The organism is Paenibacillus sp. FSL K6-0276, assembly GCF_037977235.1.
GTDB lineage: Bacteria > Bacillota > Bacilli > Paenibacillales > Paenibacillaceae > Paenibacillus_AQ.
In genome coordinates this window covers 1466599-1489284 of the sequence record NZ_CP150276.1, presented here as the reverse complement: position 1 = coordinate 1489284, position 22686 = coordinate 1466599, and the positions used below count along the sequence as shown (strand labels likewise).

Annotated in this window: 19 protein-coding genes and 1 pseudogene; 9 read left to right on the top strand and 11 right to left on the bottom strand. The window is 43.2% G+C overall.

The features are described 5' to 3' along the window. Positions 1 to 6: 6 nt before the first annotated feature. Entirely contained in the window at positions 7 to 990 is a 984-nt protein-coding gene (locus MHH52_RS06795; RefSeq protein WP_340009522.1) for a Gfo/Idh/MocA family oxidoreductase, read from the bottom strand. A gap of 347 nt (positions 991 to 1337) precedes the next feature. On the opposite strand from MHH52_RS06795, the pseudogene MHH52_RS06790 reads away from it, so the two are divergent. Continuing rightward, positions 1338 to 1586: pseudogene (locus tag MHH52_RS06790) on the top strand (AraC family ligand binding domain-containing protein); the annotation flags it as partial. A 54-nt stretch (positions 1587 to 1640) separates the two neighbouring features. Next, entirely contained in the window at positions 1641 to 2243 is a 603-nt protein-coding gene (locus MHH52_RS06785) for a helix-turn-helix transcriptional regulator (RefSeq protein WP_340009520.1), read from the top strand. A gap of 148 nt (positions 2244 to 2391) precedes the next feature. Here the strand turns inward: MHH52_RS06785 and MHH52_RS06780 are convergent, their stop codons facing one another. The 3 genes from MHH52_RS06780 to MHH52_RS06770 all read right to left on the bottom strand — a co-directional run bounded on the left by MHH52_RS06780 (position 2392) and on the right by MHH52_RS06770 (position 5530). Next, positions 2392 to 2559: a hypothetical protein gene (locus MHH52_RS06780; protein ID WP_340007478.1), complete on the bottom strand. Its 168-nt coding sequence runs from the start codon at positions 2557 to 2559 to the stop codon at positions 2392 to 2394. 499 nt (positions 2560 to 3058) lie between these two features. Next, on the bottom strand, positions 3059 to 3760 hold the full coding sequence (gene sigK / locus MHH52_RS06775; protein WP_042125228.1) for an RNA polymerase sporulation sigma factor SigK: 702 nt from the start codon (positions 3758 to 3760) through the stop codon (positions 3059 to 3061). 177 nt (positions 3761 to 3937) lie between these two features. Continuing rightward, on the bottom strand, positions 3938 to 5530 hold the full coding sequence (locus MHH52_RS06770; protein WP_340007476.1) for a ClC family H(+)/Cl(-) exchange transporter: 1593 nt from the start codon (positions 5528 to 5530) through the stop codon (positions 3938 to 3940). Between the two features lie 205 nt (positions 5531 to 5735). Here MHH52_RS06770 and MHH52_RS06765 point away from each other — a divergent pair, with 205 nt between their 5' ends. Both MHH52_RS06765 and MHH52_RS06760 read left to right on the top strand, forming a co-directional pair. Further along, positions 5736 to 6470 carry a response regulator transcription factor gene (locus tag MHH52_RS06765; protein ID WP_340009518.1) on the top strand — a complete coding sequence of 245 codons (735 nt, stop codon included), beginning with the start codon at positions 5736 to 5738 and terminating at the stop codon, positions 6468 to 6470. Positions 6471 to 6624: 154 nt separating this feature from the next. Beyond that, positions 6625 to 6801: a hypothetical protein gene (locus tag MHH52_RS06760; protein WP_340007475.1), complete on the top strand. Its 177-nt coding sequence runs from the start codon at positions 6625 to 6627 to the stop codon at positions 6799 to 6801. Between the two features lie 330 nt (positions 6802 to 7131). Here the strand turns inward: MHH52_RS06760 and MHH52_RS06755 are convergent, their stop codons facing one another. After that, positions 7132 to 11229 (bottom strand): S-layer homology domain-containing protein, encoded by a 4098-nt coding sequence (locus tag MHH52_RS06755; protein ID WP_340007473.1) that lies wholly within the window; start codon positions 11227 to 11229, stop codon positions 7132 to 7134. 350 nt (positions 11230 to 11579) lie between these two features. Continuing rightward, complete coding sequence (locus MHH52_RS06750; protein WP_340007472.1) at positions 11580 to 11993, bottom strand: zinc ribbon domain-containing protein; 414 nt, start codon at positions 11991 to 11993, stop codon at positions 11580 to 11582. 287 nt (positions 11994 to 12280) lie between these two features. Between MHH52_RS06750 and MHH52_RS06745 the strand changes: the two genes are divergently transcribed. Next, the gene (locus MHH52_RS06745) at positions 12281 to 12499 is read left to right on the top strand and encodes a PspC domain-containing protein (protein ID WP_313638100.1); all 219 of its coding nucleotides are present in this window, start codon (positions 12281 to 12283) and stop codon (positions 12497 to 12499) included. A 50-nt stretch (positions 12500 to 12549) separates the two neighbouring features. After that, on the top strand, positions 12550 to 13239 hold the full coding sequence (locus MHH52_RS06740; protein ID WP_340007471.1) for a PspA/IM30 family protein: 690 nt from the start codon (positions 12550 to 12552) through the stop codon (positions 13237 to 13239). A gap of 54 nt (positions 13240 to 13293) precedes the next feature. Here MHH52_RS06740 and MHH52_RS06735 read toward each other — a convergent pair whose 3' ends face one another. Then, entirely contained in the window at positions 13294 to 13989 is a 696-nt protein-coding gene (locus MHH52_RS06735; RefSeq protein WP_340007469.1) for a DNA alkylation repair protein, read from the bottom strand. Between the two features lie 22 nt (positions 13990 to 14011). Then, a complete protein-coding gene (locus MHH52_RS06730) occupies positions 14012 to 14629 on the bottom strand; it encodes a DNA-3-methyladenine glycosylase 2 family protein (RefSeq protein ID WP_340007467.1) in 618 nt (205 codons plus the stop codon). Positions 14630 to 14884: 255 nt separating this feature from the next. On the opposite strand from MHH52_RS06730, the gene MHH52_RS06725 reads away from it, so the two are divergent. Both MHH52_RS06725 and MHH52_RS06720 read left to right on the top strand, forming a co-directional pair. Continuing rightward, positions 14885 to 15754, top strand: a complete 870-nt coding sequence (locus MHH52_RS06725) for a hypothetical protein (RefSeq protein ID WP_340007466.1) — start codon at positions 14885 to 14887, stop codon at positions 15752 to 15754. A 155-nt stretch (positions 15755 to 15909) separates the two neighbouring features. Continuing rightward, complete coding sequence (locus tag MHH52_RS06720; RefSeq protein WP_340007465.1) at positions 15910 to 16575, top strand: 3'-5' exonuclease; 666 nt, start codon at positions 15910 to 15912, stop codon at positions 16573 to 16575. Positions 16576 to 17040: 465 nt separating this feature from the next. Here the strand turns inward: MHH52_RS06720 and MHH52_RS06715 are convergent, their stop codons facing one another. Continuing rightward, the gene (locus MHH52_RS06715) at positions 17041 to 17997 is read right to left on the bottom strand and encodes an HD domain-containing protein (RefSeq protein WP_042125202.1); all 957 of its coding nucleotides are present in this window, start codon (positions 17995 to 17997) and stop codon (positions 17041 to 17043) included. 286 nt (positions 17998 to 18283) lie between these two features. After that, entirely contained in the window at positions 18284 to 20575 is a 2292-nt protein-coding gene (locus tag MHH52_RS06710) for an FMN-binding protein (protein ID WP_340007463.1), read from the bottom strand. Positions 20576 to 21072: 497 nt separating this feature from the next. Here MHH52_RS06710 and hemH point away from each other — a divergent pair, with 497 nt between their 5' ends. Continuing rightward, complete coding sequence (gene hemH, locus MHH52_RS06705) at positions 21073 to 22086, top strand: ferrochelatase (protein WP_340007461.1); 1014 nt, start codon at positions 21073 to 21075, stop codon at positions 22084 to 22086. A 92-nt stretch (positions 22087 to 22178) separates the two neighbouring features. Here the strand turns inward: hemH and MHH52_RS06700 are convergent, their stop codons facing one another. After that, on the bottom strand, positions 22179 to 22631 hold the full coding sequence (locus tag MHH52_RS06700; protein ID WP_340007459.1) for an IDEAL domain-containing protein: 453 nt from the start codon (positions 22629 to 22631) through the stop codon (positions 22179 to 22181). Between the last annotated feature and the right edge of the window lie 55 nt (positions 22632 to 22686).

Here is a 22686-nt window from a genome sequence, read left to right as displayed (position 1 = left end):
CCACCCTTATTTCGCGCAAGGTAACGTAATTCCTTCATGGATCGCCCGGTCGGCCAGGAGAGCGATCTCCATCGCCCGGCAGGCATCCTCCATTGCCGGTATAGCGGGCAAGTTGTTCTCCAGCATGGACAGGAAATAGTCCAGTTGGGCACCCGTAGGCTTCACGGAGAAGTCCATATTGATCTGCCGGACCGTTCCTTTCCGGCAGTCTTCGACCTCGACCAGATTTCCCAGATGCTGATCCTCTCGCGGTCGATCGTTCTTGTAGATGATGCGGATCCGGCCTGCCGGTCCGATGAATTCCTTCCGGTTATCAGTCGGAATCCCCTTGCCCCACCCCGTCTCAAAGTAGCCGATGGAGCCGTCCGACAGACGGAGGGTCATGAGTCCGTAATTGTAAGTGTACGGCGGGACTTCTTCATAGAGACGCTGCCCGATCCCGTTGACGCTTACCACGTCCGCCCCTGTAGCCCAACGCATCACATCGATATAATGGACGCCGCAATCCACGATCGGCGAGACGTCCCGGAGCAGGGACAAGTGGGAATCCCAATTTTTGGAGGGCTTCAATTGGGATAACCGGATGACCAAGGGGAAGCCGATGGCGCCCTCCCGGATCATCTTCATAACCGCCTGGTACGTGGTGTTATGGCGAAGGATGTGACCGATCAGCACCTTGGTTTTGGCTCCACGGGCCAGCTTCATGAATTCCTGCGTTTCCCGTGCATTGCCCGCCATCGGCTTCTCGCATAGGATATGCTTCCCTGCAGCGAGACAATCTTTTGCGATCTCCAGATGGGAGGACGGGTACGTGGCGATAATGACCAGATCCACATCGTCACGCTCGATCAAGGCCCGGTAATCCGTGCTCCAACACTCGGCTCCGTATTGGCTTGCCACTAAGGAGGCCCTGTCCCGGTTCCAATCCACCACGCCGATCAACCGGACCCGCTCCTGTCGTGATATCGCGTCCAAGTGGAGAGAGCCCATATAACCGCAGCCTATCACGACCGCCCCGTACCTTTTCATGATGCATCCATCCTATCCTTCTCACTCGCGGAGGTTATTTTATGTTGATCCAAGCTCCTTGTTGGGAGAAGCCGAAGTCTCCCTACAGCGTCTAGTCTTCTTGGGCATTGATGACTTACCATTCTTCATGCATATCCTTCTCTTACATTTGTATAATACCGGATTACTACAGAATAACTTTCGTCTTGTTATGATACCTTGTTACCTTTATTATATAAGAATGATGGATAGTTTTATTTAGCTAAGAAAGTTACTTTTTGCACGATTCCGTTATTCCATCTAATTCTATGTAAGGGAGCTGTCCCGCTATGAACCACCCCCCTCTCCAACACCCAGTCCGCAAGCGAGTCCCCTTCCAGGAGTGGACTCCCTCCATCCATTACGCGCAGTTCCAGACGGTCGCGCCTCGCTTGTTCCCGGGAAGGAGGCTGTACGATTTCGAGCTGCTCTATGTGTGCCACGGCCAATTGTCCGTTGCGATGGAGGAGCGAACCTACACGGTGTTACCCGGGCAGCTGATCGTTCTGCCTTCCGGCGTCTACCACCGGAATGCAACGGAGGCTGATCCGACCACCAAACTGATCGGGATCCATTTTGACTTCTTCGGGGATTTGAACATCAACAGGGAAGAGGATATGGTGATTCTGGAGGAGGGGGTAATGGAAGGAAAAATTGCGGTGGAGGCAGTGGAAGAGAGCTGTTCCCCGTTGTCGGAGGAACCGGTATATCACCCTTCCCACGATTGCGTGCAATTCATGGAGAAGCTGGTCCACGAGTTTACGATGCGTCCACTGGGCTACCAGCTGGTATGTAGGGGGCTAATGCTGAACATTCTAGCTTCCCTCATTCGTTCCCAGATGTCCCGGCGAATCACAGGCGCTTCGGTCCATGGCCAGAAGGTGAAGGAGATCATGCAGGACATAGAGGAGACTCCGGCTACAACGTGGAGCAATGCCATTCTTGCGGAACGTCTCGGAATGAGCGAGGACTACACCTCCAAGCTCTTCCGCCAGATTGTAGGGATTCCACCTGGAGAATATGTGCGCTCCGTCCGGCACCGGGAGGCCCGCAAGCTGTTGCAGGAGACCGATTGGCCAATCGAGCGGATCGGAGAACTCGTCGGTTACCCGGACATCCACTACTTCAGCCGGGTGTTTACCGCCGCCGAGAGAATCTCTCCACGAGGTTACCGGAAGTTGTCGCGAGTGCTGTAACCTGACGATTCAGGTAACTAGTTCTTATCGTTCGATAATTTTAATCCAAATGATTTCAACCGTTTGTCTAGTTCAAAGAAAAAACGCAAATAGCGGAAATATCTCGGCATTTGCGTCCTTTTCTTTTATTTCCCGATGTTCGTAATGCTTACATATATACTTCAATGAGATTCATATCTTGATCCAAATGGTCAGGATTTATGACAAATAGATCCCTTCCGCTAAAACGATCCTTTTGCTTCCGTGTTACAAGTACACCATTTACATACACTTTCTCAGGCATCATATTTTTTCCCGCTTCATTAATGATTTCCAATTGAATTCGAGAAGATTAGGATCTACAGCAGCCTCGACATTCTAGAAGACCAGGGAAAAAATGTCGTTATTCAGCAATTTTTCACGGTAAATTGCAGTAGGTAGAAGCGCAGAACTTAAAATCTTGCGGTACGTGAGTACCGTACGGGTTCGCCCCCCGCCCTCAGCATCCTTGATTTATAAGGTTTTTTTCCGAAAAACCTTGTTTTTTGAAACAGCTTCGGAGAAAATTTTTTTCGAGTTCTCTTTTTTCATTTGTGTCTGATATGGGACTTGATACTTTTCATTATTTTCAATACATGTAACAATTGAATATGGAGATCATATATTTCTTTGTATGTCACAAAAACACCCCTCAGCAGCTAAAAAGATAATTTTCTGAATATGTTTTTTTTATGTTCATTTAGCCCAACTACTTGAATTAACAAAAAAGCAACTCCTTTGTTGGCAAGTCGCTTTTAAAACACTCTATAGTGAATCTTTAGTTATTATCTAATACCTCACCGCTTCGCCTTATAAAACTCATGATACAACTTCATGAGCGCCCTCTTCTCTATCCGCGAAACATAACTCCGCGAAATTCCCAGCTCCTTCGCGATCTCCCGCTGCGTCCTCTCTTCTCCACCTGTATCTAACCCGAATCGACCAACAACGACTTCTTTTTCCCGATCATCCAGAATATCGAGGTTACGATATATCTTGCTCTTCTCGATCTTAAGGTCCACTTCCTTGATCACATCGTCGGCTTCCGAGCCAAGGATATCGATCAAAGTAATCTCATTACCTTCCTTGTCTGTCCCAATTGGATCGTGCAGAGATACATCTTTACGAGTTTTCTTCAATGATCTAAGGTGCATCAGGATTTCGTTTTCAATACAACGTGCTGCAAAAGTGGCCAGCTTTGTGCCTTTGTTCGGACGGTAGCTCTCAATGGCTTTGATCAGGCCAATGGTGCCGATGGAGATTAAATCCTCCATGTCTTCTCCGGTATTATCGAATTTTTTTACTATATGGGCTACAAGTCTCAAATTGTGTTCGATAAGTAAATTCCGGGCTTTAGCATCCCCTTCAGCCATCATGCCTAAGTATTTGCTTTCCTCCTGCTCCGAGAGCGGCTGTGGAAATGCGTTGTTCCTTACGTAAGATACCAGCAACGTCAGTTCTTTGATTAGCAACGCGATCGTACTTAAGAATCCAGGCAACTTGGCGACACCTCCCGCACTTGTACAATGAAACCGATCTGTTAGCCTTACGGGTTCATGGTCATCTTATTGTATGTGGGTAGATGCCTAGAAGTGCATGTACGGGGGAAATTGTACAACCCATGCCTAGTCTCTCAGCTACAGCTTCAATAACGATCTCATCTATCAGCTGCCCAATTAAGTCCATGTGCTTTCGCTTGCAGCAATATGCAAAGATTCTCTAACATCTGAGGCATATCTTTCACCGGTGAGTATAGTCAAATAATCTCCCGCGAGCAGAACAAAATCACCATGCGGAAGTTTCTCCGCCGAGCCGCGCTTCACGGATACAATCAGACACTGGGCTGGCCACTTATACTCCTTAATAGAGATTCCATCTAACAGCGAGCCAGAGTGTATTGGAAACTCCAGTATGATCTTGCCAGATGCTTTTGTTTGAGATTCCGTCTTCTTTCCTTGATGAAGGAAACGCTCGAGCAGCACTTCGTAAATAGGTTGGGAGCGAAAAAACTCTGCCGTCATATACGCTACAAGACAAACTACGCCCGTAGACAGCAGGTTCGTGAATGTTCCTGTCATTTCAGTGATTAATATAATTCCCGTTATAGGCGCCTTCAGACTGGCAGTAAGATAACCCGCCATCGCCAATATAAGAAAGCTGCTTTCACTCAGTACAGGACCGCCCATCAGGCCATTCGCAAGCTTACTGTAAATCACACCTACGATTCCGCCAATCACCAGCATAGGCAGGAATATCCCCCCAGGAGCGGATGAACCATAACTGATCAAGGTGAATAGAAATTTAACAAGCAAAATAAGAAATAAAAGCTTTAATGAAAAGGGACCCGCTACCAAATCATTGATCAGATTGTTTCCTCCACCAAGCACCGAAGGCAGGCATAGTCCCAGTAAGCCGGCTAATAAAAATGGAATAACTGGTCGGTACTGTGCAGGCAGCCAGGTTATTTTTTTGTATAAATCCTGAAAAGCATAAATTCCTCTATTAAAAAACATCCCCATGACGCCTACAAGAATGCCCAACAGAATTAAATGATAGTACTGCGAAAGCGGAATCGCACCAATATTGGAAAAATGAAAAACCGGGCTCATGCCAAAAAATTCCTTAGACACAAAATCAGCCACAAGCGATGAGGCCAGCGCGGCAATCATAACCAATGGCGAAAAATTCATGTGTACTTCTTCGAGTGCAAAGATAACACCTGCTATCGGCGCGTTGAAGGCCGCAGCAAGTCCAGCACTGGCTCCGCAAGTAATCAGCATATGCGATTCTGTCTTCGTAGTTCGCAATACACGGCTGAAACCCTCCGCAACCAGCGCTCCAATTTGAATAGAAGGACCTTCTCTGCCTAGAGACAGCCCAGCCCCAATGCTGATCGTACCCCCGGCAAATTTGGCGATTACTGCCTTCCACCAATTCATTTCTAATTTGTTCTGAAGTGTCGCTTTCACTTGAGGAATACCACTTCCGGAAATAGCGGGTTGATATTTCACAAGCATCCCTGTACACCATCCGGCTATAGCCAGCAGAATTAGCCATATAGGGACCAGCCAAAGGTGTTCCAATTGATAATGATAAAAAACAAGGACATGCTCCAAAGCATATTCCAGAATAAAACGGAACATCACAACAACAATTCCAGACAACAATCCAACAGCAATTCCGCCTGCTAACAGCCTAAATTTAAAATCAAACCAGGTGTCGAGCAATTTGCGGGTATGATTCTCATTCAATTCGAGGACCTTCTTCATGTGTATTTTTTCACGGCTTACATTTTACTCGCTTAAAGGATATATAGCCAGTGTCCAAAATGTTATATTTTTCACACTGTTTTCAAACATTTTTTTAACTTATGGCGATTATAATTAATTCATTCGTCAAGAAAGGACGATTAATATGGTCAATATACTTGTTGTAGAGGATGATATAAAGCTCAATCAAATTTATTGTACATAACTGAGCAATAACTCATACGACGCCAAAGGTTGTTTCAACCCGCGTGAAGCATATGATTTGATGAATAACAATCTGTACGACCTTATCATCTCAGACATTATGATGCTGGAGATTGATGGCTTTGAATTTGCAGAAACGGTGAGAGGGATTAACAAGACTATCCCTATTCTTTTTATAACCGCCCGGGATAATTTTTCCTCGAAACAAAAAGGGTTCCACGCAGGCATTGACGATTACATGGTCAAGCCCATCAATATGGACGAGATGGTACTGCGAGTAGATGCACTACTACGACGGGCAAATATTGCCCATGACAAAAAACTCGTGGTAGGAAGTCTTGAGATGGACGCTGATGCTGTGTCTACAAGGTTGAACGATAAAGAAATTCCTGTGACAGTGCGAGAATTCAACATACTCAATAAATTGCTCTCCTATCCCAACTATACCTTTTCACGTGCCCAGCTTATGAACGAATTTTGGGGTACGAGAATCAAGTCACAGTATTTTTCATGGAAAGAATTTATGTGGACTTATCTTGTACTGATAACGCTGACCGCCGGGCAATCAATGATATACAATGAATACGTCCCGATAAAAGACATTCCGTCGCAATTTATCTTCGGCATGGCGGGATATTGGATAATCGATACCCTCATTTTCTGCCTTGTTACCGCACGCAGAAGTACAAGACCTTTGATAAGCCAATTGAAGAAGCTCAGTAAAGCGGCAAAATAGGTAGCAGAAGGTGACTTCTCGATCTATCTAGAACCTGTCCATAGAGCCGACAAGAAAGATTATGTAGATGTAATGTTTGAGGATTTCAATAAAATGGTGGAAGAACTCGGCAGCATCGAAATGCTAAAGAACGATTTCATCTCCAATGTGTCCCATGAAACAAAACGCCCCTGGCAGTTATTCAGAGTTATGCCATGGCAATCTAACACAAGAGCATATGCTAATGGAGGCTTCCATACAAGGGATCAATGACGCCTACATCGTAATCGTGGGTATCAGCATAGTTGGTTTATTGCTCTGTTTTATTTCCAATACTGTTAAACAATGCTAACACATTCAATCACACTTTTGCTTCTAAAGATGTGGTCTATCGAGAGGTTTCCAAGCTTCGCACAGCAGAAGGACTTAAGCGAAAGAGCCTGAGAACGGATACTATGCCGTCATGTCTAAGAATAGCAACTCCTGGGTAGCGCTTAATGCAATGAATACAGCTAATCTTACTCTTATTACAGTTCTGCTCGACTGAGCGACTCAAGTTGTACGTGATAAAAAGCGCAGCGGAATCCTGCACAAAAAAACAGAGCAGTTGCCTTGGCAAACTGCTCTGTTACTGAACTAAACAATTAAGGTTGAATTGATTGAACTGGAATCAATTCTATAATTAGATCATCTTCAGCGCGTTTAGCAAACGGTAAATAAGTAAGGCACTTTCAGCGCGAGTAGTTTTTTTGCTAGCTTGGATAGGAAATACATCTCCTGTCTTAATGACATTCGCCCGAATCAGGGCGTTGACCGCTTCTGAAGACCAAGTTTTAAAACCAGTAGAAGCATCAAACTGAAGGAGACTCCCTTCACTAACCGACTTGTATCCACCGTAAGTTAGAGCTTGATATAAAATGCTAATCATCTCTTGCTGGGTAATCGTTTGATCTGGACGGAAAGTCCCGTCCGGATATCCCTTGAACAATCCACTTTGGACAGCTACCCCAACAGAACCAGCATACCATGCATCGCTCTTGATATCCTTAAAGTTCAAAGTTTGCGAAGATGGAGTCAACCCTAGTGCTTTAACCAGAATGGATGCTGCTTCGGCACGAGAAACCATTCCTTCGGGTTTAAAGGAGCCGTCTGTATAACCACTGACAATTTTTCTAGCTCCCAGCTTTCCGATAGCTGTTTTGGCAAAGTAAGCCTCAGGTACATCTTTGAAATTAGGTTGCCCTGCAACAACACCGTATATGGAATTTCCTTTTCGGTAAGCTGTTGTTTTGATCTTATCGCCTTCCTGCATAAATGTTGCAGGCACAGTAACGATTTGCCCACTGTTTATGTCAACCATAAATGCAGATAAAGAGTCCGTGGTCAACCCGGTTTGTAGCGGAATATAGAAGATATGACCAATATATTGATCAGTATTCTTAATCTCCTTAGTAGTGCCATTGCTTGATTTTACGGTAATCGAGAATTCATAAAAATGTCCGATTGCATTCAAGGCTTTCTCGCCAAGTAGTTTATTAGCAGACTCCACAGAAGAGTTATTTGCTGGCGCGACTTTGAGAACCACTATTGATTGTTCTTCGCTGCCAACTGCCGATTTCAGAACACTAACCGGAATTAAAAATCCTTTATCGATACCCTGAACTTCAATCACTGCGGTCGCATCCTTTGCAGTGATCTTGTTCAGTTGTCCGCCTGTTATTGATAATTCAATTTCATCTGCCGTATCAGGAATCTGGAGTAGCAATCTACTAGCACTACCAGTCCATTTTGACAGATCCACATCGAGGGCATTATCGCTGACTTTCACTTGCGCTTTAACTGTACCATCTGCATTTTTCACAATTTCGGTTACAGTCATCTTAGCGCTATTCTGAGTCTGAATGACTGGAGATATCACAAGACCACCCCCAGCACCGGCTCCTCCGCCGCCACCACTACCGCCACTACCACTCCCACCACCACTACCAGTTCCTCCGCCGGATGATCCTCCACCGCCGCCAGGAATTGATCCAGTTTCAGTATATTCCTTATAGACAGGAAAACTTTCTCTTTTTCCTGGTGATGTAATGCTAACAGCAATTACTGGAACGGACTCATCTAACGTTATATGGCTAAGAACAGCTGAAGAGCTTCCCGCAGGAACTAATGCCTGACCATACAAAAGACCACTATTTGAGTAGACCTGCATCAAATCGCCGGGTTTGAGGCCTGACACTGAAACTGTATCACTGCTAGCAGTGTTTATCACGGTAATTTGATCTAAGGAAGGCGCAAGGGTCATTCGATCTGGAATCTCAATCAGACTATAACCAGGCGCCTCATTTCCATTATGATCTACGAGTACCACTGCTACCGCATACGCATCGGCGGGAATTGTAGTACCTGCAGGTATATTGAGGGTAAGGGTTCCCTGACCAGATGGAAGCCACCCAATAGGCGAATCTATTACCCCGTTGTCACCATAGAAAAATACAGCATATTGCTCTCCTGACATTTGGGCTTTGGCTGGAGAAAATGTCACTCGTCCGTCAATGGAATCTGGTGAGTTATCTGAATCGAAAAGCGTGCCATTGTCGATAAAATAAGAATCTTCGTCCCAGATTCTCACAATGCGCTCCGAATCTTCGAGCACTTTATTCTGATCATAGATAGTTTGCTGCACGGGAGCAATACCGATTTTACTTACGGCCGGCGATGTTTTCTGATATAAAGAACGCAAAAAGTAACCCTCGGTTTTACGATCATACATCGTTGCATAATCATCAGATATTTCATTAATCTTTTGATTATTAGCATCATAATAACGAATCCGATATTTGTTAATTCCTATAGCCGCTTTACCAGGATAGATAACAACACTGCCTTTCAAGCGTTCCGTACTAAGATCATTATCAATTGCGTATACAGCAGAAGGTCTAAGGTCTTCTTTCACTTGTTCCTTCATCTGCTCAAAGCTACCATATTTCAGTAATCTGAATGATACCGGTGGATCATATTCTGAAGTGCCTGAAGGTACAGGACCCGCATTGAATATAATAGATCCATCCTTTTTCTGATATCCACTTTTAGGGTAAAAAGGTAGCTGGTATAGAGAACTGAACGAGTCGCGATCAAAGAAAGAAGTAGAGTAAAGCACCAGTCCATCACGAGCAGACAAAATCCGCATGAAATAATTATTTGGATCCTTATAAGGTCCAAACGATGTTTTCAGATCATTTATCAGCAAACGTTTTCCGCCATAATAAAGGAAATTAGCATCCTTAATAATATTGCTTGCGTTGCTGTTCTCAATATATATGGAGCTTTGGACTATTGCGCCTGATGTCGGATTCAATTGACGTAAGTAGCCTCCATCACCGACAAATAAACCTGATTCGTCATAGAGAAGATCATTGTCCGAACCGTAATAACCTGGAAAGTAAGAGTATACGGAGTCAAATACACCCACAGTACCCTGAGTTGTACTAAAAAATACTTTTCCATCTCCGGCCGCAACTTTATTTGTGATCTTGCCGGTCTCGAACTCTGTTATAGGAGCCATAAAGTTAGTTTCATTTTCCGTATCAACCTTGGCTATATGAGAACTTCCATCCAAAGAGATATAAAGAACACCTTGACGAATATCAATATCTCGGGGCTTAGATCCTATATAACGGTCTGCGATAATCTCAAATGATTCAGTATCAATCTGAAGCAGTCTATTGGCTTCAGATGAAATTGCATATAAATAACGTTCATTATTACCTGCTACCCATGCGGTGATAGGATGGTCTAACTCAATTTGATCATATCCATTAGCATAATTGAGGGGCTCAGGAACAACGGTTGGTGGTATGAATTTTATTTTCTTGATAACAGACGAAGAGAGTGGATTTCTGTACATATTGCTGTTTGCATCGACATAAATAAAGGAATAATTCTCTGGTGCCTTCCCTGAGTCATATACTTCGATTCCTTCATCTTTTGTATATACGTCTCCTACACTAGTAAAAACCAATCCATTTCTAACTGCTAATACTGCTCCTCTAGGAGTTGTTGAGATAAGACGACGGTTAACGGGATCTATTCTTCTTCCACCACTGTAAAGATCACCCTCATCCAGGAGCAAGTTACTGCCCACTGAAATCTCATAGAAACTACCCCATTTCCATAACTGAGAGCCATACGTAGCGTCGAATACAGTTAATTCTGAAGCAGTTGTTCCTTTCTGAGCAGCGTAAAGAAGCTGCCGCTCTGGGTCCATTTTCAGAATAGGTGCATGGATGGAGACATTAAGTGACGTTTCTTTTGCTGTTGCCAAGTCTTTTCTATGTATATCACTCCATTGGTCTCCTACCGAATAATACAAAACGCTTTCATTTATCGCAATATGATAAGGGTGCTCGGAAGTTGAGATCTGACCTGCAACAGTCTGTGAATCCAAATCAATCACTTTTATGAAATAACTTCCGCTGACTGCTACATATAGTTTGCTCTCTGTCATTTCCATTCCAAATGGACTATAGCCTAATGGAATTTTCTTTATAATTTGAAGTGAATCCATACTTATCACAAAGAGGTCATTGGAGTTATTGGTGGTGGCATAAAGATAACCTCTTTGCTCATCCATCTTTAAATCTCGGATATACGAACCTAAATCCAAGGACTGTTCCACGGCACTCTCTGCCGAAACAGTTGGGGTTATACCTCCCATCGGCCATACGATTGAAGCAAATAATGCCATAACGCATAAATAAATCCATCTTTTTTTCCCTCTCATTTAACCGCAGTTCCCCTTCCAAAATATATCATTAATTGCTTATTATATAATAAATGAGAATCCATATATTTGAAAAGAAATATTTAGGAACATAGACATCTTGATAGGTACTTTTGCACATAGAATATTCGTATTAGGCATACCTGCCCAGCTCTGCGTGACTAATAAGATGTATCTAAGCAGTTACGAGATTTAGAGAAAAATAAAAGCGGCCAATCCTAAAGTACCGGAAATGACCGCTTTTCGAAATAGTATTTAAGAGTGATCCGCAGCAATATGTTTGCATAAGAATTAGACAACATAAAGAGCCGTGTAACTAACACGGCTCCTCATTAAACACATTGTATCTCCTATTCCTTCTTATCCAATGTAATCGACGATGGTGTTACATCACGAATAGGTTCATTGGCCGCTTCAAAAGTTGATCCGCAGCTCGAACAAAAGCGAGCCTCGATTGCCACATTGCCACCGCATGCTTTACACTGCTTCACATCGGACAACCCAGCGATTTGTGCGAGATTGACGTCGATCTCCGATTTCAGTTCAAGAATACGGGAAATATTCTTCTCGATCTGCTCACTCGGCAGTGGTCCTGCACCTTGAGTTACAGCTTCAAACAACAGTTTACCCATTACCTGATACTGCTGGTCAATATCATTCTGCTTGCTGTTGTTCTGTAATTTCAATCGATTGATCTCCACCACTGTCTTTGCTTTATTCCCAGCCTCGCTTACGCCTGCCTTTACCTTGTTAAAAAAGCTCATGTTCAGCCCCCAATTCCGTAGTAGTCATATATAAGCATATTTCGACACTCCCACAAGTATTCCTTTCTTTATTGTACCTAACTTCAACAGCGATTTGTAGTTCATCCATAATCACGAATTTATTTCCCCCGCCTTCCTGCGGGAACGAACCTCGACTCAGGTCTGGTAACAAGAACCGTCTTCAGGCCGTTTTGCCACATTCAAAAAGGCTTTACAATGAGTACATAAGCAAGCGGGTTGCAAGATTAAATCACAATCACCCCCATAAGAGAGGATGAAAATAATAAATGAAAAAATTATATCGTTCCCTAAGTGACAAGAAGATAAGCGGTTTGTGCGGAGGTCTAGCTCGGTACACAGGCATTGACGCAACAATCCTACGTCTCATAACTGTTGCAGCAGCATTTTTCAGCTTCGGTACAGTACTTATCTTGTACGTCATCGCCAGCGTCATCGTCCCTAAAGAACCTTTTAGCAGCTTTTCAGATGGACCTGATTTCTACTAACAGATCGTCGTCATTCAGCAACAATCAAACATACTAAGGAGAGATAAAACATGAGTTTATTCAAAAGAATTTCCACCCTAACCAAAGCTGCCCTACACGAAGGTCTGAACAAATTAGAAAACCCTGTGCTACTGACTGGTCAGTATCTACGCGATCTTGAGAACGAAATAGCTACTGCAGAGCGTAATGAGCGCGATTTGAAGGTTACAGCGAGTGTATTGGAACGTCGCAAACAAGAATATACCCAGTTGGTAGAGCAAAGCGAAGCCGAAGCCGTTCAAGCGGTTGAGCAAGGAAATGAAGAAAGAGCTCGCCTTGCCCTCATGGCGAAGTTACGGTACGTGGAACAGCTGGAAGAGTGCATAAATAGCCAGGCACAAACTCAGCAATCTCTGGCAGAGTTGGAGATCAATATCGCTAGAGCTAAGGAAGAGCGTGAACATCTCAAAGCGAAAAGAACCGAACTTATCGCTCGTGCTCAGCAAGCCACAGAAACAATAAGCTCCGCTCCCCATAGCAGTCATAGCAGTGTAAAAGGACCGAATGTGGGTACTGCTTCACGTGGCTTCGAACGAATGGAAGAGAAGATTTTTGAGTGGGAAGCATTGGCGGAAAACTCCAAGCATAAATTCAACTCAGGCTCAGGAGTAACTTCATCGATTGATCCCAACATCCGTAGTGCTGTTGACGATGAAATTGAACGAATCCGCAACCGGAAAATCAATACTGACAAAAAATAAATAGGATAATAAGCCCCTTATTCAGCTACTAAGCTGAATAAGGGGCCTATTTGTCTACCGTCGTTTAACGCTTCTCTTCATCTCACGTATCATTTTTTTGGTTTCCGGATCCACGCGATAAGACTCAGTGATTTTCTGCAAAGCCTTGTTATAGGTGAAATCATCTAAGCAATTGGCTATCAAATAACCTATCGTAGCCGCAGGCAATTTCACATAACACATCGAAAGCGCCCAAGAAACTGCCATTTTTACATAATACCCTTCATGTCTGACCTTATCGAGAAGTTGTAGAATCTGGTTGATGTACGCCTCTTCGATAAAGAAATTAAGCATCATTACTACTGCAAATCGAATCTCATATTCTTTTTCAGATGATAGGTACGGCACTATAAAGTCCCACATCTGTTCTTTATTCTTTAAGGTAAACTTCAGGCCTGTGCAAAAGCTATCGCATACAGACCAGTTATCGATTTTGGGAATAAAGTTCGCAATATAATGCAGAATTTCTTCAAGATCTGTCTTCACATAGCCAAGCACCATACCTTGCAGCATCACTTCTTCAAAATAATCAGACTCGGCGTGTGCCAGATAGGTTCGCCAATCACCCTTCGCTATTTTTTTGGCAAGCTTACGAAGTTCAGGTAACCGCACTCCCATAATATTATGGATCGTCGGAATTAGGGCGGCAGAAAACTTCTGGTAATCCGCATCTGCCAACTCCAATAGCTGTTCCTTTATTGTTTTGTCCACTATAGTGCTCCTTACTAATTAATTATTGAAATGAAATCTCCCACAAGTATATGGAAGCCACTGAACCCAGAGGTGAATATTTAAGACGGTATTGTTCAAATTGATCTTTGGTAAGCGTATCAAGCCCATACAGCTTCATCATGCCACGACGGATTGCGATATCTCCCCAACTAACTACATCTGGGCGCTCCATAGAGTTGATTAGCATCATTTCTGCTGTCCACTTGCCAATGCCTTTTAACTTTATTAGTCTCTGAATAACCTCTTTATCTGATAACAAGTGTAGTTCCTCCAGCTTAAAATCCCCATGAGCAACCAAATCGGAAATATCATGAATGCAAACGGCCTTTTTCATCGTCAACCCACAACTTTGAATCTCATCCGCCGTGTGTAAGGCTAGCTGCTGCGGAGTAATTTCTCCGAATCGATCCTGCATTCTCGTCCAAATGGTCCGAACCGCCTTGACCGAGATTAGCTGACCTACTATAGCATAGATAAGCGCAGTGAAAAGATCTGGAATAATCACACGTTCCACCTTCCCCATCCGCGCCATCGCCGCGCCAAGCACTGGGTCCACACTTCCGAGGTAATCTATATCGTCTTGCCCATATTCAAAAAATTTAGTTATTACAGGTCCCAACGCGTTTTCCTCCCGTATCGGATATTGTGCGTAACCATACTATACAACACCTATATGGCAGTGTAAGGATTCTTGAATAAGATAGCAAGATAACGAAACAAACAAGTCAGTTCAATATTTTGTTATAAAAAAGAAAATTATGGTGATAAAACCGCATCTTTCTATTAAACTATACGTAGAATAGTTATCCAATATTCATAACATGTGGATTTTTTACACAAAAATACTTATTTTATCTTAGGGGGAAATTGTAAAATGGCATTTTTAGTCGTTATTTGTTTACTCGCTTTCATTGCATTTGGAATCATAGGGATTGTCTCAGCAATACGTAAAAAACCTGCAAAGATTAAATTTCTCTTATCCCTGCTATCCTTTATTTTAATGATTGTATTTACAGTGGTAGCAGGAAACTCCGACTCAGATAAAACCCTTCAAACAGCAGATACGTCTACCAAAACTTCGACAAATAGCAATGATAATTCAACAACTGTAAGTGCTAAAACCCAAAATGATGCTGAGCAGGTAAAGGCTGACACCGAGGCAAAGGCTGCTGCAGATGCGGAAGCAAAGAAAAAAGCAGATGCAGATGCTAAAGCGGATGCAGAGAAAAAAGAAAAGGAAGCTGCTGCTATCAAAGCCAAGCAAGATGCGGCTCTTGCACAAATGGTGAAAACAGTAGATGAAGTTGAAGGCATTTCATGGTATCAAGACAAAGAAGCGCCAAAGTTCATCAATGAAAATGGTATCTACGCCTATTTCGGAATCAAGGATGGACAAATAAGTTCTGGGCTACGCTTAAAAATACAATACACTGGTGATAGCTGGATATTCATTAAGAATTACGTCTTTAATGTAGATGGTCAAAAATTTGAAATAGACCCTGGATTTATGGGTGCAGAAAGAGATATGAGCACGGATATTAATAGTCCGGGGGTTTGGGAATATTATGACGAGACACTCGACAAATCTCAAATCAACATGTTGACTCAGATCATCGAATCCGAGAAAACCATTATGCGCCTTGAAGGAGATCAACGAAAAGAAGATAGAACCATCAATGCAAACCAAAAAGCAGCGCTCAAACGGGTACTTGATGCTTACATCGCTGCTGGGGGAGAAGTTTAGATTGTACAACAATAATTAGTAACAACAGCCCTAAAAGCCATGACAATTCTACAATGTAGAATGTCATGGCTTTTCTTTTGTAAATTCACTAGATTGTATTTATCATTTTACTACTTTAATATGAATGTATATATGATAGATGAGGAGCTTTACGAATGGACTTTATAGCAATTGACTTTGAAACGGCGAACTCCAGTCGCTCCAGCGCCTGTGCCTTGGGGCTTGTAGAAGTAAAAGATGGACGAATAACGACCGAACATTCTTGGCTGATCGATCCGAAACAGCGGTTTGACGGCATGAACATTTCGATACATGGCATCACCCCCTCCATGGTAATCGGTCAGCCTACTTTCCATGAACTGTGGCCCACCGTTGAACCTTTGCTGCACGGGCAAATCGTTGTGGCACACAACGCCTCTTTTGATATGAGTGTGCTACGGTATTGCCTCGATGGAATGTCCTTAAGCTATCCGAGCTTTCAATACCTATGTACTTATTTACTAGGTAAAAAAATGCTGCCCGATCTACCCTCTCATAAGCTTAATATAGTCTCCCAGCATTTCGGCATTGAGTTGAAGCATCATGATGCTCTCGATGACGCGCGCGCTGCAGCCTCGGTTCTATTAAAGCTTATGGAGCGAGAATCACACCGTGATCCGCTTTTGCTCTCTAGCAGCCAAGGATATACTAACGGAACGATGTTTGCTGGTGGATACACTCCTTTTTCTGCTCGTAAGAGTAAGCCTGCTAAGAGGCCCGTTAACAAACAACAAAGAACGAAAACTTCTATTTATAGCAGCCGCTGCAATTTATCGACATAATCATTTTATGTTGTATCATCACAAACACCCAACCAGATCCTGCTGGTTGGGTGTTTGTGATAGATAAAGGATATACTCGATAGAGGAATATATCCTCTCTTCTGTATAGTTCAATTTGATCAATGCCATCTTCGTATCGAAATACTTGACAGGCAATTGAATAACTGCAAAGATCGCTAACCTCGCGGATGAATTATAGGGATTTCCTCCCTATAGTTCTCTGCTTAAGCGCAATTTGACGGAGTTATAGGGAATTTATCCCTATATTTCATAAGGTTTAGGTGTAATTGACGCATTTATTAGGAATTATAGGGAGGAATTCCGTATAATCCCAACAAATACACCCTTTACTGGTTAATTATAGGGAAGAATTCCGTATAATATCTTTTCTACCACCCAAGACTACTCTATCAGCGCAACATATCATCGGCACATCTATAGATCGCCCAGCTGTACATAGTACCGCTATATCTTCATCCGATAAACTGCTTTATTCTCCAGACCTCTGATGAATGGCGTCCATTCTTCGGTTTCTGGTGTGGTATCCAGAGCATCCTCCACCATTTGCAGCTTCGCATCCATAGCATCAATGTGATGCAGAGCTACAGCCTCAGCCGTCTGCGGCTGAACAGGACTGCCCCATTCGCCCAGATTATGGTGGGACAACACGAGATGCTGTAACGCCAGAACTTTCTCCGAATTCAAATCAATGTCTAAGCGGATGGCGGCTTCCGTAATCCAGTTAGATGCCATCGAGATATGACCAATCAATTTACCCTGAACGCTATATTCCGAGACAATTCCGAGCTGAGAGATCATCTCCTCCGGCTTCGCGATATCATGAAGAATAATTCCCGCCTTCATCAAATCCGGATTCAAGAAGGGACGCTGCTTGCACAGAAAATCCCCGATCTCCAGCATACGAACCATATGGTAAGCAAGTCCAGCAAAATAAGCATGATGATGCGTTTTGGCTGCCGGATAATGCATCAATTTCTCTTCCACTTTACTCACACAAAAAGAGACGATCGAAGCAATCTCCGGATCTGTGATGCTTGCCATAACCCCTTTAATCGTATGAATGAGGTCTACCGGACGAATAGGAGCGGAACGAATAAAATCCGTTAGCGCAACGCCATCCTCATCGTTAACCAATCTGATTTTAGTAACTTTAATTTGCAGTTTTTCACGATAAGTGTGAGCAATCCCGCGAACCTTCACCAATGCCATAGGAAAAAAAGTTTCTTTATCGGTAGTGCTGACATCCCAATATTTTGCGGACAATTGTCCACTGGAATCCCCCAAAACTAGGTCAAAATAATCCTTTGGAGGGGTACCATTAGTTTGTTTGATCGCTAGCTCTCTTAAGAGATAAAAGCCAACAAATTCATCTTGTGGAGCGAGCTGTTTAATTTGTGTCATGTAGGAGCCTCCTATTAATAACAGGCTTTGAACCTGCTCTCTATATTAAACTTTAGACACTCACGTCCAAAATCCCTTTAAATCACTATACGATCTATTTTCATATTTATGTACAGGTTAAGAAGAAACGACGTTATCGTCCATTATTGATGACGGTCGTTTCTCGTAAAAATATTAGTATGACGTATAATGTGAAACTTATACGTTCTTATATTCAGAAAAAGGAGATTACTCCATGGGCCATAATATGGCTCTGGAATAACCTCCTTGATTGATTAAAAAATGCTTATTTACCAGCTGTTTCAAGCGCTGATTTAATGGCTTCAACCACTTTAGCAGATACTTCTTTCTCTGCATCATTATTTCCGAAGGCTGCTGCGCGGTATCCATACTTGTGCAGGCTATTGCCAGTTGAAGTCGACTCAATCTCGCTCTTCACGGCCAACTCAGCATCCGTCAGTTGATTAATTGTTCTTGTCTTTCCATCTTTGTCTAGATAGTAGACAAGCATTTTAACAGGAACGCCATGTTCTACATAAGCCATAATATTTACAAGCTTATCAGCACTTACACCAATGAAGATTCCATCGAAGTAAGCAGCTTTGTTAGTTTCAACAATCTCAGCTTTTCCGTATGCTCTATCCACCGCAGTCTTAAGTGCAACACTACTGCTAGTTGCGCCGGAAACGGCGTCTACATCTTGCACTGCTTCTCTAGTACCTGCTGCCAGGAAGCTAGCTTTCAATTGAGGAATCGCTTTTACCACCTCAGGGTAAGCAGCTTCGCCTCTGTCAACAAGGTTCATTCCTACACGATACAATGCAACATTTACGATCTTACCATTACGTAGAGTCACATCTGCTCTGTTTGTTCCTTTATCATAGGCATCACCAAATGCAGTAAAGGTTCCGTCTTTATAGGTTCCTTGAACTTTGGATGCGTTAGTCAAAGCATCAGTCAGTGCAGCTTTGGCAGCTGCGGATAACGCTTCTTGACCTGTAATATCAGACATTTTCACACCTTTTTCAAGTAATCCTGAAGTAAGTGTACCCACTAGCGATTTTTGTTCTGCACTCAGTTTATCGTCAGCAATTAGCTTGCCGTCAGTTCCAAACAAGCTTACTTTAATGTTGGTAACTGCATCTGATGCAACATCAACAAGCAGTAACACTTTAGATTGGTTATCTACACCTGCGAATTTGCCATCAAAATATTTACTTTCTCCAGGAACTTTCAGTGCTTTTTCGAAAGCTCTTTCTACGGCCTGATTCCAACCGTGACTGCTTTCTGTAGCTCCTGAAATTCCATCAACCTTCTCATCATACTTAGCGAAGTAAGATCCATTGGCGAGCAACTTAGCTGTCATCGGAGCATTAGCTTTTACAACTTCTGCATAAGCAGTTGCACCTCTGTCAATTAGGTTGTTTCCAAGTCTGAACAGTTTCACATCCACTAACTTGCCGTTGCGGATCACGATGTCAGCTCTTTCAACGCCAACACTTCTTGCAGTTCCGTAAGAGGAATAGAAACCGTCTACATAAGCAGAAGTATTGTTAATCTTTGCATTCTGCTCAGCATCCCAGAAAGCATTAATCGCAGCCTTAAAGTCGGCTTCGAGTCCTGCGACAGGTTGTGCAGCTGTTCCTTTAGCCAGCAATGCTGGAGTTATAGCTGCAACTGCTGCTGATTGCTCAGCCGTGTAAGCCTTCTCATCCACGAAATCACCAGCACTGTTCAGCGGGTACACTTTAACAGCTATGAGCTTATTGGATTCGTAGGTTGCAAATACTGCATATTTACCTGTAGGATCTATGCCCATATGAACACCATCAAAGTAAATTGCATCTGTATCTTTCACTGTTAGAGCTCTTTCAAACGCTCTATCAACAGACAATTTCCAGCCATTACTAGAGCGGGTAGCTCCCGAAACAGCATCTACTGCTGCTGCTCCATCTCTTGTTTTGCCAATCAATTTATTCTTCATCAATCCATAAGCTTGCCATAAAGCGCTATAATTGTTGCGAGCATCTCTATCGATCAGCTTAGGGCTGGTTCTCAGGAGATCAATGCTAGTAATTTTTCCATCTTTAATTTCGATCTTAGCGCCTTCAGTACCTTTGGAGTATGCATCGCCATAAGCTACGTAAACCCCATCTTGATATACATTTTCCTTAACTGTAACCGGCAATGTTGTAGGCACAGGCTTAACAGTCGCAGCTGGAACTACTGTAGCCGCTGGAGCAGCGGTCGCTTTTGGCGTTGTAACTGGTTTTGTCGTTGCTGCTGGAGCTGCGGTTGCCTTTGGTGTTGCTACTGGTTTTACCGTTGCTTTCGGTGTTACTACTGGTTTTGCTGTTGGCTTTGGTGTTGCTACTGGTTTTGCTGTTGCTTTTGGTGTTGCTACTGGTTTTGCTGTTGCTGCTGGTTTTGCTGTTGGTTTGGCTGCTGGTGCATCCGCTTCTTCAGAAGCTGCGGATACTGCATCCACCTTCAAGTTCAATGCAGGCACATTAAGTGTGTAAGCAAATGGTGCTAACAATATTGCCGCGCTAACCGTTAAAGAAATTAGTTTTTTCAATAAAATTCTCCTTTACCAAATCCCCAGTGATATAAAGCTTTTCTTAACCGAACTTACCTTTCACGGCGCCCCTTCTCTTCTTATGAAGCATTACTTCTCTCTTCATAAGAACTCATCCCCCCTCTCATGCTTATGCGCGACCCATCACTTTCCAAAAAAAGAATGCCTTAAATCTATTCATTCCTTCCTTTTAACAATAAACCGAATAAAAGGTGAAATAATTCACATATGATATTAGAAAAAGAATGAAGGCGCTTTATCAATCAATTTCTGGTTTGATACTACCAAACTTTTCCGCAATTCCTCTGTATCTAAAATCACATACCCTATAAGAAACATCACTATTTGCTCATAAACGTGATTTTTCATTATTTATCCCAAACAAATACACCCATTTCCTCTTCCCAAGGGAGATAACGTGATCTCAATTATTGTGCATCCAAGAATAGATATGCTATTTTAGAACGATCTCTAACATGGGAAAGGAGTTCAATGCTTTGAACAAACAGCCACCTATTGGAGTTATACTCGCCCAAATTGGCACACCTACTGCACCTACTGCTAAAGCTGTGCGTCCTTATTTGAAACGTTTTTTATCCGACCGCCGGATCATAGATTTTTCCCCTCTGCTCTGGCAACCTTTGCTGCGCGTCATTATTCTGCGCACACGTCCACGCCGGTCGGCTGAGCTGTACAGACAAATATGGACTACAGAAGGATCACCTCTACTCTTCCACTCATTAGCTCAGCAATCTGGTTTACAAGCGCTTCTAGGCCCACGGTATCAAGTAGAGCTTGGCTTAGCGTATAGCGAACCAAGTATGGAACAAGCGATGAACACATTGGAGACTGCCGGAGTCACACGCATCATTATTGTACCGCTATTCCCGCAATATTCGTCCACTACGACGGCATCCGTATTCGATCAGGCGAGCTTTGCTGCACTAGGACGCCAAAGCTCCACTGGACCGGTAACGAAGCGCCTTATTCCAGCTCTCAGATTTATGGATACTTACTATAATGAACCCGGTTATATTTCAGCCATGAAGTCGCATTTACTGCAGCAAATGGAACTCCTGAGCTCTGATCCTGATTATTTCGTACTGACCTTCCACGGGATACCCAAACGTTATGCAGATACAGGCGATCCCTATCCAGAGCAATGTATGGAAACCGCGCGTCTTCTCGCATCAGCTATGAATTGGGAGACCGGATGCTGGCAAGTTACTTTTCAATCACGCTTCGGACGCGAAGAGTGGGTAGGTCCCTCTACAGCAGATGTTTTGGGAAAGCTAGCGGAACGCGGAATTCATAGACCTTTGATTTTCTCACCGGGTCTTGTAACTGATTGTCTGGAAACGCTGCATGAGCTAGCGATAGAAGGGTGTGAACAATTCGAGGCTGGAGGAGGACATGCTGAAGACTTCACTGCGATTCCCTGCTTGAATAATCATGAGGACTGGCTTCAATTTCTGGCTCAGCATGTTGAACGAAACGCCATGGGCTGGTAACGCAAAAAAACCGTTTTGTCCGCAAATATTCTCTGCTGCAGATAAGACGGTTTGCTATGTCAGTTCATAAGATCTAAGGATTAGAGAGATGCTTATGCTGTAAGCTGCTTATATTTAGTAGTCAGTTCATGGAACCATTGCTTGTCCTGTAAGGTCAACGCAAAATCGATCAGCTCGGCAATCTCGCTCGGCTGCAAATCAGCTGAATCATTAAACAATACTTCAGCCGTTGCGGTGGCTCCTCCATTCCCATCCTCTGCGTAATCATAAGAGAAACATATCTTAATATCACTTTCCAGAAATTCGTTACGAAGGAAATATAACACTTCACACATTAGCACAGGTCTAACATGATCATCAAAGACACATTCCATAACCTTTGCCCAATACTGCTGGTTGCTGAGGTGTAACTTATCATTGGTTAAGAGATATTTCTCACCCTGAAAATCGGTGACAAATCTCAGCTCAAGCGGCTTCATTTTAAAAATAGTAGCAATTTGCTTCATGCTAATATTCAGAATGTCTTGCGTTTCTAGTCTGATCATCTCTCATGCACCTCGTCCCGCTTAGTTTGGTTATCTGAAACCTGATGATATCTAT

Coding starts and splice junctions, on each gene's coding strand:
- MHH52_RS06755 (WP_340007473.1), bottom strand. CDS start 11,229: ATGAGAGGGAAAAAAAGATGGATTTATTTATGCGTTATGGCATTATTT.
- MHH52_RS06725 (WP_340007466.1), top strand. CDS start 14,885: ATGGCATTTTTAGTCGTTATTTGTTTACTCGCTTTCATTGCATTTGGA.
- MHH52_RS06770 (WP_340007476.1), bottom strand. CDS start 5,530: ATGAAGAAGGTCCTCGAATTGAATGAGAATCATACCCGCAAATTGCTC.
- MHH52_RS06760 (WP_340007475.1), top strand. CDS start 6,625: ATGAAACAAAACGCCCCTGGCAGTTATTCAGAGTTATGCCATGGCAAT.
- MHH52_RS06795 (WP_340009522.1), bottom strand. CDS start 990: ATGGGCTCTCTCCACTTGGACGCGATATCACGACAGGAGCGGGTCCGG.
- MHH52_RS06740 (WP_340007471.1), top strand. CDS start 12,550: ATGAGTTTATTCAAAAGAATTTCCACCCTAACCAAAGCTGCCCTACAC.
- MHH52_RS06720 (WP_340007465.1), top strand. CDS start 15,910: ATGGACTTTATAGCAATTGACTTTGAAACGGCGAACTCCAGTCGCTCC.
- MHH52_RS06715 (WP_042125202.1), bottom strand. CDS start 17,997: ATGACACAAATTAAACAGCTCGCTCCACAAGATGAATTTGTTGGCTTT.
- MHH52_RS06745 (WP_313638100.1), top strand. CDS start 12,281: ATGAAAAAATTATATCGTTCCCTAAGTGACAAGAAGATAAGCGGTTTG.
- MHH52_RS06750 (WP_340007472.1), bottom strand. CDS start 11,993: ATGAGCTTTTTTAACAAGGTAAAGGCAGGCGTAAGCGAGGCTGGGAAT.
- MHH52_RS06700 (WP_340007459.1), bottom strand. CDS start 22,631: ATGATCAGACTAGAAACGCAAGACATTCTGAATATTAGCATGAAGCAA.